Source organism: Xanthomonas sp. NCPPB 2632, from assembly GCF_041228075.2.
GTDB lineage: Bacteria > Pseudomonadota > Gammaproteobacteria > Xanthomonadales > Rhodanobacteraceae > Luteibacter.
In genome coordinates this window covers 1633080-1644625 of the sequence record NZ_CM192979.1, presented here as the reverse complement: position 1 = coordinate 1644625, position 11546 = coordinate 1633080, and the positions used below count along the sequence as shown (strand labels likewise).

Below are 11546 nucleotides of genomic sequence, written 5' to 3'. Positions count from 1 at the left end.
GATGTTTCATGTCCATGTTCAAACCGCTGGCCGTCGCGGCCGCGACCCTGGCCCTGGGCGCCTGCGCCACGGTGCCCCAGCCGCTGCAGGGCCAGTTCAACGATGTGTCCACCTCCGGCGCCCAGCAGGGCGGCGCACCCGGCGCCAAGGTGCGATGGGGCGGCGAGATCATCAAGACCGAGCCGGGCCCGCAGCAGACCTGCTTCTTCGTGCTGTCGGAGCCGCTCGATGCCGAGGCGCGTCCCACGGCCACCAAATCGGACAGCCAGGGTCGCTTCGTCGCCTGCCGCGACGGTTTCTACGATCCGGAAGTCTTCACCCGCGGTCGCGAGATCACCGTCACCGGCACCCTGCACGGTGCCGTCTCGCAGAAGGTCGGCGATTTCGACTACGCCTACCCGCGCGTGGAAGCCGATGTGGTCTACCTCTGGCCCAAGCGCATCCCGATCAACCGCGCCTACGGCCCCGGCTTCTACGACCCGTTCTGGGGCCCGGGCTTCGGCCCCGGTTTCGGTCCCTACGGCTACGGCCCCTGGGGCGACCCGTTCTACTATCGCCCGCGCACCATCATCGTGCGCCCGCCGCCCCGCGTCCGCTAATTCCGGCCGGCGGCAAACGAACCCGGTGCCGCAAGGCGCCGGGTTTTTTTATGCAACGCCCCACGCCACGCCACGCCGTAGGAGCGGACGATGTCCGCGATCCCCTCGACCCGACCACCGCGCACGACGCCATGCGCGCTATCGGAACCGACACGATATTCCCAAACCCGATGAGGCTTCCCATGCTCCCCGACATCACCGAATCCCGCGCCGCCTGCCATTGCGGCACCGTCCGCTTCACGGTGAAACTCAGCGACGGCCTGCGCACCGCGCGCCGCTGCAACTGTTCCTACTGCCGCATGCGCGGCGCCGTGGTCGTCTCCGCCAACCTCGACGGCATCACCATCCACCAGGGCGAGGACGCGTTGGGCGTCTACCAGTTCAACACCGGCACGGCCAAGCATTTCTTCTGTTCCAGGTGCGGCATCTACACCTTCCACCAGCGCCGGTCGAACACCAGCCAGTACGGCATCAACGTGGCCTGCCTGGAAGGCATCAGCCCCTTCGACTTCGAGGATGTCCCCGTGCTGGACGGCGTCAACCACCCCGCCGACCAGGGCCGGAAAACCGGCGAGCCCATCGCCCACCTCCGCTACATCCCCTCCCCGTAACACCGCCCTGCCTACCCCACCCTGTAGGAGCGGACGATGTCCGCGATCGGCGCCCCGCCCCGGTCCATCAACACCATGACCTCTGTCGGTTGAGCCATCCTCCGCCGCATCCTAAAGTGAAAGACCACACCGTCAGGAGGACAGCGATGAACGATGCGACGCCGACACGTCTAGCCACACCGTCTAGCGTGAACCATGATTTCCACCGACTTGGCGGATTGCCAAGTCCGGGCGAACTGGCCGATTACGAACGCGCAGTGCCAGGTTCAGGTGAACGTATCCTTGCCTTGGCGGAGAAATCCATCGAACAGGGTGCCGTCATCGCCGCCTCTGAAGGCCTTCGGCTGGACACGGCGCAAAAACGTGAGCACCTCACTCGCCGGCTGACACAAGGCTTCGTCGCCATCATCAGTATCACCGCCGTCGTCATGGGAGGAGGCATCCTCTTTCTGTCGGGAAACTGGGAGGCATCGTTGATCGCAGTCGGTGTACCCGCATGCGCGCTCACCGCCATGGCTGTGGTCACGCGTCCAACGCGCGAATAACCTGAATAAGCATGCAAAGCTGAAGAATCCACGTCTACAACGACCAGGACATTCGATGACCGAAACGATCTTCTCGAAAATCATCCGCCGCGAGATCCCCGCTGACATCGTCTACGAAGACGACGACGTGCTGGCCTTCCGCGACCTCAATCCACAGGCACCGGTGCATGTGCTCTTCATCCCGAAGCGCGCCATCGCCACGCTGGACGACGCGACACCCGACGACGCGACCGTCCTCGGCAAGCTGCTGCTGGCCGCCGCGGCCTACGCACGCGAACAAGGCTTCGAAAAGGACGGCTACCGTACGGTAATCAACACGAACGGCCACGGCGGGCAGACGGTATTCCACATCCACGTGCACCTGCTGGCGGGCCGCCAGATGCACTGGCCGCCGGGTTGAATCAGCCGACGGACTGCCGACTGCCGAACGCGTGCGCCAGAGTGCCGCGATCGACGAACTCCAGTTCGCCGCCCAACGGCACGCCGTGGGCGAGACGCGTGGCACGGATGCCCGCCGCACGGGCCAGTTGACCGATGTAGTGCGCGGTCGCCTCGCCTTCCACGGTGGGGTTGGTGGCGATGATCATTTCCTCGATCTCGCCCTCGCCCAGGCGCTCCACCAGCAACGGCAGGCCCAGTTCGTCCGGGCCCAGGCCGTCGAGGGGCGAAAGCCGGCCCAGCAACACGAAGTAATGGCCCCGGAAGCCGGTCGCCTGTTCGATGGCGGCAAGATCGGACGGCGATTCGACGATGCACAGCACGTGCTTGTCGCGTGTAGGGCTGGCGCACACCGAGCACACCGGCGTCTCGCTGAAGTTGCGGCAGCGCGTGCAGTTGCCCACATCGCGCATGGCCGATTCCAACGCCGAGGCCAGGCGCAGACCTCCCTGCCGCTCGCGTTCGAGCAGATGGAAGGCCATGCGCTGGGCGCTCTTGGCGCCGACGCCCGGCAGGCAACGCAGGGCGTCGATCAGTTCGCCCAGCAGGCGGGAGCCGTTACTCATCGACGAAGGCCGATCAGAACGGCATCTTGAAGCCGGGGGGCAGGTTCAGCCCCGCGGTGACCCCGCCCAGCCGGTTGCGGCTGAGTTCGGCGATCTTGTTGACCGCGTCGTTGATGGCCGCGGCCACCAGGTCTTCGGCCATTTCCGGATCGTCGGCGAACGACTGCCGATCGATGTGCACCGCGCGCACCTCGTGGCCGCCGCTCATGGTGACCGTGACCAACCCACCGCCGGCGGAACCGGTGACTTCCGTCTTGGCGAGTTCATCCTGCGCACGCTTCATTTCATCCTGCATGCGCTGGGCTTGCTGCATCAGCTGACCGATTTGACCTTTCACGTTCCTGGCTCCACGGGTTTGATCGATTGGGGAATGACGCGCGCGTCGAAGTCGCGCTTGAGCGCCTGTACGAAGGGATCGGATTCCATCGAGGCTTCGGCGCGGGCCTGGGCATCGGTGGCGGCCTGCGCCCGGCGCTCCGCCGGGGTGCCGAGGTTGCCGCGATCGGCCACGAAGCGGAAGCGAATGCGCCGGCCCAAGGCCTGCGAGACCTTTTCTTCCATCTGGCTGGTCAACGGTTCCACCGCCAGGTGCATATGCTGCGGCTGCAACGCGAGGACCATGCTCTCGCCGTCCACCTCGCGCAGCGAACAGTTCTGTGCCAGCTGCCCGATGGGACCGCGCAGGTGCGCGCGCTCCACTACTTCGTGCCAGTCCGGCAGGCCATCCGCACCGAGGGTGATGGGTCGCGGCGGCGCGGCCGGCTCGGGCTCGGGCGCAGGCGCAGCATGCTCGGCGGCGCGGGCAGGCGGAGGTACGGCGGGCGCGGCGGCACGCGAGGCTGGCGGAGCCGGAGCCGGAGCCGCCGGTGCCGATGCAGGACGCGCCGACGGGGCCGCGTTCGAGGTCGTGGCAGAGCGCGACGGAGCCGACGCCTGCGGCGGAGCCGCAGCGGCCTGCGGTGCGTGACCGGCAGCGGGAACAGGCGCCCGCGGCGCGGCGGCGCCTGCGGCAGTACGCGCCGGCGAACCCGTCACAGGCTGCCCACCCTCGGCGGGCCGGAACGCGAACATGCGCAGCAGCGCCATCTCGAAACCGATGCGCGCATCCGGTGCCATCGGCAATTCGCGACGGCTGGTGGTGGCGATCTGGTAGTAGAGCTGGACATCCTCGGGAGCGATGCGCGCGGCGAGGTCGGCCAGGCCGGCGTCGCTTTCTTCCTCGCGGTAACCGGGCACCAGCTGGATCAGCTGGATACGGTGCAGCACCGTGGCGAAGTCGTCGAGCACGCCGGCGAAGTCCGGCGAGAACGAGGCGATGCGCTCGGCTTCACCCATCAGGGCGGCACCGTCACCGGCGGCCAGCGCCTCGAGCACGCCCAGCACCTGTCCACGCTCCACGCTGCCGAGCATGGCGCGTACGTCGTCGGCGCGCACCACGCCCCCGCCATAGGCGATGGCCTGGTCGAGCAACGAGAGCCCGTCGCGCAGCGAACCGTCCGCGCCGTGCGCGAGTTCGACGATCGCGTCTTCGTCGTATTCGATGCCTTCGGCGCCGAGGATGTGACGCATCTGCCCGGAGATCTGGTCCGGCAGCAGCCGCTTGAGGTTGAACTTCAGGCAGCGCGACAGCACGGTGACCGGCAGCTTCTGCGGGTCGGTGGTGGCAAGCAGGAACTTCACGTGCGGCGGCGGTTCTTCCAGCGTCTTCAGCAGCGCGTTGAACGCCGGCTTGGAGAGCATGTGCACCTCATCCACCAGGTACACCTTGAAGCGGCCACGCGAGGGGGCGTACTGCGCGTTCTCGATCACCTCGCGCACGTCGTCCACGCCGGTGTTGCTGGCGGCATCGATTTCCAGCAGGTCGACGAAGCGGCCGGCATCCACCGCGGTGCAGACCGAGCAGACGCCGCAGGGATCGGCCGACTCGCCGCGTTCGCAGTTGAGCGACTTGGCGAAGATGCGGGCAATGGTGGTCTTGCCGACGCCGCGGGTGCCGGTGAAGAGGTAGGCATGGTGCATGCGACCGGAGTCGAGCGCGTTGGTCAGCGCCCGGACCACATGCTCCTGGCCCACGAGTTCAGCGAACTTGCGGGGGCGCCACTTGCGTGCGAGGACCTGATAGGACATGCGTAGTACCTTGGGGCGACAGTGGATTGTGCCAAGGACACGCGTCGGGCGCACCCCAGCCCCGAAAAGGCGATGACCCTGCCAGCCACACCCCGGCGCCCGAGTCATCCGCTACCGTTGCTTCCTTCCGGACCTGGCGGAGTTTACGGACTATCGTCGCGGGGGGACCGACAGGGTCACCATAAGACTTACATCTGGCGGAGAGAGCGGGATTCGAACCCGCGATACCTTATTAGGGTATACACACTTTCCAGGCGTGCTCCTTCAACCACTCGGACACCTCTCCACACCGGTACATCCTCTTCCCCGGCGTCCTGTCCGGCAAAGAAGCGGAAGGATAACGTTCCCGCTGCGGCGGGGCAAGTCTCAGCCCGCCGTGGGGTGGGGTGGCTCGGGCTGCGGCAGGGGAAGGCGCTCGCCGGGATGGGCGATACGGTAGCCCCGAGCGACCAGTACATCCCCGTCGGCGGCGCTGCCGTAGTGATAGAGCGCCATGCGCGAGCGGGCTTCGTCGGGGTATTCGCGCTCAAGGTCGTCCACGCCGGTGTGCGAGGGGTTGCCGACGACGCCGCAGTCGTGGGCGATCAGCTCGCCGCGCATGCCGTGCAGCGCGATCGCCTCGGGTACCGGCCGGGTATCCCCGGTGTAGACCAGGCTGCCGCGCAGGGCCAGGCCGTACGAGGTGCCCTGCACGTGGTGGCGCGTGGGAAACACATCGAACCAGTGGCCTTCGTGCCAGAAGCCACGGGTGCACGGGATGAGGTGGAACGCCTCCCAGTAGTTGACGCCGCCTTCGGCCAGGGCGCCCGGATAGTCGGCCACCCTGCCCTGCAGCCAGGGCAACAGGGCGGCATGCAGGTAGACCCTGGTGCGGCCGCGCAGGGCCTCATCGAACCACAGGCGGAAGAACAGCCGCTCCATGCCGGCCACGTGGTCCATGTGCACATGGGTGATGTACAGGGCGGCCGGCGGTGCGCCATAGGCCGCCATGTAGCGATCGAGCGTATCGGGGCCGCAATCGACCAGCAGCAGCGGCGCGCCGTCGCGCTCGACGACCACGGCGGATGAGCCCAGCTCGACCGCATGGGCGGCACCGGTGCCGAGGAAATGCAGGTCCCATGTCATGCGCCCAGGCTCCGTTCGTAGTGATCCATCAACGCCGGCCAGAGCACGGTGTCGAAGGTGTCTGACGCCAGGTCGCGCGCGCCCAGCTTGAGCAGCGATCGTTTCAGGCGGTCCAGGTTGGCGTGGCGCCAGCGGCGGGACACGCCGCGCAGCCGGCCCCGGTCGAAATCGATGAGGTAGAGGCCATCGGCCCCGACGAGGATGTTGTGCGCGTTGAGGTCGGCGTGCCAGGCGCCCTCGCGGTGGAAGCGCGCGATCAACGCGCCCACCTGGCCGGCCAGCGCCGGGGTGAAGGCGCCTTGCTGCAGCTGCTGGGCCAGCGTGGACGCCCGCGGGATGCGCAGGGTCATCAGGTCGGCCGAATAACGCAGGCCCTGGCGCACGTAACGGGCCGCCAGCGGCGGCGACACGGGCAACCCGCGGCGCTGCAGTTCCACCAGCAGGCGGAACTCACGGTCGCTGCGCGTGCGTCGGCGTCCGGTAAAAAGGTAGCGGTCGCCGAGCAGACGGGCCACCATACCGCCGCGCCGGTAATGCCGCAGCACGGCTTCACCGGCGGGCGTATCGACCACCGACACGCCGCCACGACCGCCGGATTGCGTGCGCAGGGCACCGCGCTCGCGCCAGTATTCGGGCGAGAACCAGCGCGCGTCGACTTGAGGTGCACGGGTCGCGTCGAACAGAATCGTACCGTCCGCGCCCTCCTCCACTCGTTGCTCTGTCATTTCATCGGCCGCCCTTGCGCAGCCACTCATCCGGTGCTCCGATCGTGTCCAGTCTACCAAGCCGTCCGCTCCCGTCGGGAGATTCCAGCCTCTGCATCCTGCGCACTTCCGCCATCGGCGATGTCACGCACGTGGTGCCGCTGGTCCGCACCCTGCAGGAAAAGGCACCGTCCACGCGTCTGACCTGGCTGGTGGGCAAGCTGGAGCGACGCCTGGTGGGCGACCTGCCGGGCGTGGAATTCATCACCTTCGACAAGGGCAAGGGCCGCGAGGGCCTGCGCGAGGTGCGGCAGGCGCTGGCCGGGCGTCGCTTCGACGCGCTGCTGCACATGCAGGTGGCGCTGCGTTCCAACCTGCTCAGCCTGGCGGTACGGGCCGACCGGCGGATCGGCTACGACCGCGCACGCGCGAAAGACCTGCACGGACTGTTCGTCCGCGAGCGCATCCCGGCGCGCACGGGGCAGCACGTGCTGGATGCGATCGGCAGTTTCGTCGAGCCGCTGGGCCTGACGCAGACCCGGGTGCGCTGGGATATCCCCGTGCCGGACGACGCGAGGGCCTGGGCCGCGGAACAGCTTCCGGGCGACACACCGACACTGCTGGTCAGCCCCATGTCCAGCCATGCGCTGCGCAACTGGCGCGTGGACCGCTACGCGGCATTGATCGACCACGCCATGGCGCGAGGCCTGCGCGTGGCACTGGTCGGCGGCCCGTCCGAGGGCGAACGGTCGCTGGCGGATCGGATCCTCGCGGCCACCGTATCGGCGCCACTGGACCTGACCGGCAAGGACACCCTGAAGCGCTTCATGGCCTTGCTGGAGCGCTCGGCCATGATCCTCACGCCGGACTCCGGCCCGATGCACATGGCCAACGCGGCCGGTGTGAAGGTGCTGGGGCTGCATGCCGCCAGCAATCCCCACCGCTCCGGCCCCTATTCCGACCGCCGCTGGTGCGTCGACCGCTACGATGCGGCCGCGCGCCGTTTCCTGGGCAAGCCGGCCGCCGAGCTGGCCTGGGGCACCAAGATCGAGAAGCCCGGCGTCATGGACCTCATCGAGGTGGACGACATGCGCGAACGCTTCGAAGCCTGCGTCGCCTTCCTGCAACTGCCGCTGCGTTAAACGGCGTTCTGCGGCGCGCGGTAGTCCTGGTAGGACTTCTCTTCGACCAGCGTGGAACCCAGCTTCACGTTGATCTCGCGCTTGATCGCCGCGCGCTCGTCGTTCTCGATGTACACGGAGCGCGCCAGGCGGATGAACTCGTCGTCGAACGCCTGGGCACGCTCCTTCAGGCGGATGTCGTCCTCGATCTTCCAAAGACGCTGGTTGACGGCAAGAAGGCGCGACTGCTCGTCGGTGATGTCGGTCTCGGAGGCCTTGTCGTTTTTCCACGTCGCATCGAGCAGTTCGAGCTCGTTGCGCACGTTGGCCAGCTTGGCGTCGTCCTGGATTTCCATGAGCTTGATCTGCAGGATCGTGATCTTGTCGATCAGCTCGCCGTAAGAGACGGGGGTGTGGATCAGGCTCATGGGTCGATCTCCGGTCGGTCAGGCGCCGGAGGTTAGCAGTTTTATGCGTTGCCGGACGCCCCGTACGCGGCCAGACCTTCCGCCAGGTGGTCGTAGACGGCGCGCACGCGACGGCTGCGCCGCTGGTCTTCGTGCATCACCACCCACAGCCGCAGCGGCACCTCCAGCGTCTTCGGGAACAGGCGGATCAACCCGCTGCGTCGCGCCAGCGGCACCTGGCAGAACCCGAGGCCGAAACCGGCGCGAATGGCCGCCAGTGCCGCCAGGTCGTTGTCCGTGCGCAGCGCGAAGTGCTCGCGTGCATAAGGCACATCGGCGGGACGCAACGCCCGGATATACGGTTTTTCCTCGTCGTAGCCGATCAGCGCGTGGCTGGCGATGTCCGCGACGCGACGCGGGCGTCCCGCCAGGGCCAGATAGTCCGCATGACCGTAGAGCCCGATGGGGATGTCGGCGACGTGCCGTGCCACCAGGGCGTCCTGTTGGGGCACGGCGCTGCGCACGGCGATGTCGGCATCGCGACGCAGCAGGTTTTCCGTGCGGTTGGTGGTCGACAGCTCGATGACGATGCGCGGATGCGCACGCCGGAAACCGGCCAGCATCGCCGGCAGCACTTCCACCCCGATCACCTCGCTGGCGGTGATGCGGACCACGCCCTGCAGGGTGTCGCGGCTGGCGGAGGCCGCGCGCCGCACGGACGCCGCCGCGGACGCCATGGCTTCCGCGTGCGGCAGCAGTTCCAGCGCGGCATCGGCGGGAAGCAGACCGTGCGGCACGCGCGAGAACAGGTCCACGCCCAGGGCGCTTTCCAGCTCGCGGATGTGCCGGCCCAGACTGGGCTGGGTCATACCCAGCGAACGCGCGGCCGCGGAAAGGCTTCCTTCGCGCATCACGGCGAGGAAAGAACGGAAAAGATCCCAGGCGGGTTCGCGGCTAGCCATACGTAAATGTATGGCACCCATGCGTCCTTATGCAATTTACGAATACCACGACAGCACCGAGACTCGGTCTACCCCCTGGAGATACCGCCATGACCCGATCCCATCGCACTGCCCTCGTCCTCGGCGCCACCGGCGGCATCGGCGGGGAAACCGCCCGCGCGCTGGTTGCCGCCGGCTGGACCGTCAAGGCGCTGACCCGCCACGCCGGCAAGGTCGACGACGGCGCGCTCCACTGGATCCACGGCGACGCCATGAACGCGGACGACGTGCGCCGCGCCGCGCAGGGCACGCAGGCCATCGTGCATGCCGTCAATCCGCCGGGCTACAAGGACTGGGAGCGCGTGGTGCTGCCGATGATCGATCACACGATCGCCGCCGCGCGCGCCGTGGGCGCGCGGATCGTGTTGCCGGGCTCGGTCTACAACTACGGTCCCGACACGTACCCACTGATCGCCGAGGACGCGCCCCAGCATCCACCCTCACGCAAGGGCGAGATCCGGGTGGCCGTGGAGGAACGCCTGGAGGCCGCTGCGCACGAAGGGGTACGCAGCCTGGTCCTGCGCTGCGGCGATTTCTACGGGCCGCGTAGCGGCAACAACTGGCTGGCCCAGGGCATCCTCACGCCCGGCAAGCCGCTGCGCGACATCCGCTACCCCGGCGCACCGTCACTACGCCACACCTGGGCCTACCTGCCGGACGTCGCCGCCACGCTGGTGGCGTTGCTGGAACGCGATGCGGAGCTGGATACCTTCGCGCGTTTCCATTTCGGCGGGCACGTGCTCACGGGGTACGCGCTGGCCGATACGCTGCGGCACGCCTCGGGGCGAAGCGACCTGCCCCTGCACCGTTTTCCCTGGTGGATGGCAACGCTGGTCGCACCCTTCATGGAGACCATGCGCGAGGTACGCAGGATGCGCTACCTGTGGAACGAAGAGATCCTGATGAACGATGCGCGCCTGCGGGCCTTCCTCGGAGACGTTCCGTGCACGGCGCCGGAAGCGGCCCTGCGCACGACGTTGCAGGGCATGGGCCTGGTGGGCCCACCGGTCACAGCGTGACCAGCCCGAACGCATCCAGCAGCAGAAGCACGTTCAGGCCCAGCACGATCAGCGCGGCCAGCGCCGACAGGGCCACCACCAGGCGGCCATTGCGGAACGCGCCCATCACGTCGCCCCGGCTGGTGAACCAGACCAGGGCGATCATGGGAAACGGCAGCGCGATGCTCAACGCCACCTGACTGAGCACCAGCGCGCGGGTCGCGTCCACGCCGGCCAGCACCACCGCGAAGCTGGGCAGCATGGTGATCGCGCGCCGCAGCCAGATCGGGATGCGGAAATCGACGAAGCCCTGCATGATCATCTGCCCCGCCATGGTGCCCACCACGGAACTGGAAAACCCCGAGGCGATAAGGGACACCAGGAAGATGGTGGCGGCGGCGCCACCGAGCAGCGGAATCAGCGTCTGGTAGGCGGTCTCGATCTTCGCCACATCGGGGTGGCTGCCGTGGAACGCGCCGGCCGCCATCACCACCATGGCCAGGTTGATCAGGCCCGCCAGGGTCAGTGCCAGGATCACTTCCAGGTTGGACAACCGGATGATCCGCGTCCGCTCCGCATCGTTCCTTGCCTGCACGCGGCGCTCGGTCAGGCCCGAATGCAGGAACAGGGCATGCGGCATCACGGTGGCGCCGATAAGGCCCACCGCGATGGCGATGGCCGCGCTGTCGGGCAGGTTCGGCACGAAGATCTGCTGCCCCAGCGCTTTCCAGCCCACCGGCGCGATGAACAGTTCCACCAGGTAAGACAATCCCACCACGCCCACCAGCGCGCCGATGGTCAGCTCGAGGCGACGGTAGCCCTTGCCCTCCAGCAGCAGCAACGCGTACGTGACGACGGCGGTGATGCCCATGCCGACCAGCAACGGCATGTGGAACAACAGGCTGAGGCCGATCGCGCCGCCCAGGAACTCGGCCAGGTCGGTGGCCATGGCGGCCAGCTCGCTCACCACCCACATGACGTAGACCAGCGGCTTGGGCAGGCGGTCGCGGCACAACTCGGCGAGGTTGCGACCGGTCACGATGCCCAGCTTGGCCGACAGGCTCTGGAACAGCATGGCCACCAGGTTCGCCAGCAGCACCACCCACAACAGGGCGTACCCGTAGCGCGCGCCCGCCTGGATATTGGTCGCGAAGTTGCCCGGGTCGATATACGCCACCGAGACGACCATGGCGGGCCCGGCGAACGGCAGCAATGCGGAGAGCCCGCGGCGGCGCCCCGACAGCACATCGACCATGGCCGGGTCGCGTGGCGGTGTTTTTACCTGGTCGAGCATGGCGTCGATC

At 67.8% G+C, this 11546-nt stretch carries 14 protein-coding genes, 1 tRNA gene and 1 other RNA gene; 6 read left to right on the top strand and 10 right to left on the bottom strand.

Going from position 1 to position 11546, the window contains the following annotated elements:
* The first annotated feature begins 8 nt into the window (after nucleotides 1-8).
* From AB8808_RS07535 to AB8808_RS07520, 4 genes are all read left to right on the top strand, one after another.
* Complete coding sequence (locus AB8808_RS07535) at nucleotides 9-599, top strand: Slp family lipoprotein (protein ID WP_369928122.1); 591 nt, start codon at nucleotides 9-11, stop codon at nucleotides 597-599.
* A gap of 182 nt (nucleotides 600-781) precedes the next feature.
* On the top strand, nucleotides 782-1210 hold the full coding sequence (locus AB8808_RS07530) for a GFA family protein (protein WP_369928120.1): 429 nt from the start codon (nucleotides 782-784) through the stop codon (nucleotides 1208-1210).
* Nucleotides 1211-1356: 146 nt separating this feature from the next.
* Nucleotides 1357-1755 (top strand): DUF2335 domain-containing protein, encoded by a 399-nt coding sequence (locus tag AB8808_RS07525; RefSeq protein WP_369928117.1) that lies wholly within the window; start codon nucleotides 1357-1359, stop codon nucleotides 1753-1755.
* Between the two features lie 55 nt (nucleotides 1756-1810).
* On the top strand, nucleotides 1811-2155 hold the full coding sequence (locus AB8808_RS07520; RefSeq protein WP_369928115.1) for a histidine triad nucleotide-binding protein: 345 nt from the start codon (nucleotides 1811-1813) through the stop codon (nucleotides 2153-2155).
* A gap of 1 nt (nucleotide 2156) precedes the next feature.
* Here the strand turns inward: AB8808_RS07520 and recR are convergent, their stop codons facing one another.
* The 7 genes from recR to AB8808_RS07485 all read right to left on the bottom strand — a co-directional run bounded on the left by recR (nucleotide 2157) and on the right by AB8808_RS07485 (nucleotide 6736).
* On the bottom strand, nucleotides 2157-2759 hold the full coding sequence (gene recR, locus AB8808_RS07515) for a recombination mediator RecR (protein WP_036142506.1): 603 nt from the start codon (nucleotides 2757-2759) through the stop codon (nucleotides 2157-2159).
* Nucleotides 2760-2772: 13 nt separating this feature from the next.
* Nucleotides 2773-3096: a YbaB/EbfC family nucleoid-associated protein gene (locus AB8808_RS07510; RefSeq protein WP_036142510.1), complete on the bottom strand. Its 324-nt coding sequence runs from the start codon at nucleotides 3094-3096 to the stop codon at nucleotides 2773-2775.
* Nucleotides 3093-4886 carry a DNA polymerase III subunit gamma/tau gene (dnaX, locus tag AB8808_RS07505; RefSeq protein WP_369928111.1) on the bottom strand — a complete coding sequence of 598 codons (1794 nt, stop codon included), beginning with the start codon at nucleotides 4884-4886 and terminating at the stop codon, nucleotides 3093-3095. The genes AB8808_RS07510 and dnaX overlap by 4 nt, the downstream gene beginning before the upstream one ends.
* Nucleotides 4887-4962: 76 nt before the next feature.
* Nucleotides 4963-5059, bottom strand: an RNA gene (ffs, locus tag AB8808_RS07500) — signal recognition particle sRNA small type.
* Nucleotides 5060-5081: 22 nt separating this feature from the next.
* Nucleotides 5082-5172 (bottom strand) — tRNA-Ser (locus AB8808_RS07495).
* 80 nt (nucleotides 5173-5252) lie between these two features.
* On the bottom strand, nucleotides 5253-6011 hold the full coding sequence (locus AB8808_RS07490; protein ID WP_369928108.1) for an MBL fold metallo-hydrolase: 759 nt from the start codon (nucleotides 6009-6011) through the stop codon (nucleotides 5253-5255).
* A complete protein-coding gene (locus AB8808_RS07485; RefSeq protein ID WP_369928106.1) occupies nucleotides 6008-6736 on the bottom strand; it encodes a 3-deoxy-D-manno-octulosonic acid kinase in 729 nt (242 codons plus the stop codon). Before AB8808_RS07485 ends, AB8808_RS07490 begins: the two co-directional genes overlap by 4 nt.
* A gap of 44 nt (nucleotides 6737-6780) precedes the next feature.
* On the opposite strand from AB8808_RS07485, the gene AB8808_RS07480 reads away from it, so the two are divergent.
* Nucleotides 6781-7857: a glycosyltransferase family 9 protein gene (locus AB8808_RS07480; RefSeq protein WP_369928104.1), complete on the top strand. Its 1077-nt coding sequence runs from the start codon at nucleotides 6781-6783 to the stop codon at nucleotides 7855-7857.
* Here the strand turns inward: AB8808_RS07480 and AB8808_RS07475 are convergent.
* A complete protein-coding gene (locus tag AB8808_RS07475) occupies nucleotides 7854-8264 on the bottom strand; it encodes a DUF6165 family protein (protein ID WP_369928102.1) in 411 nt (136 codons plus the stop codon). The two genes, AB8808_RS07480 and AB8808_RS07475, sit on opposite strands and share 4 nt — an antisense overlap.
* 41 nt (nucleotides 8265-8305) lie before the next feature.
* Nucleotides 8306-9205 (bottom strand): LysR family transcriptional regulator, encoded by a 900-nt coding sequence (locus AB8808_RS07470; protein ID WP_369928100.1) that lies wholly within the window; start codon nucleotides 9203-9205, stop codon nucleotides 8306-8308.
* Nucleotides 9206-9294: 89 nt separating this feature from the next.
* On the opposite strand from AB8808_RS07470, the gene AB8808_RS07465 reads away from it, so the two are divergent.
* Nucleotides 9295-10263 (top strand): NAD-dependent epimerase/dehydratase family protein, encoded by a 969-nt coding sequence (locus AB8808_RS07465; RefSeq protein WP_369928098.1) that lies wholly within the window; start codon nucleotides 9295-9297, stop codon nucleotides 10261-10263.
* Here AB8808_RS07465 and AB8808_RS07460 read toward each other — a convergent pair.
* Nucleotides 10253-11536 carry an Nramp family divalent metal transporter gene (locus tag AB8808_RS07460; protein ID WP_369928096.1) on the bottom strand — a complete coding sequence of 428 codons (1284 nt, stop codon included), beginning with the start codon at nucleotides 11534-11536 and terminating at the stop codon, nucleotides 10253-10255. The genes AB8808_RS07465 and AB8808_RS07460 overlap by 11 nt on opposite strands.
* Nucleotides 11537-11546: the final 10 nt, after the last annotated feature.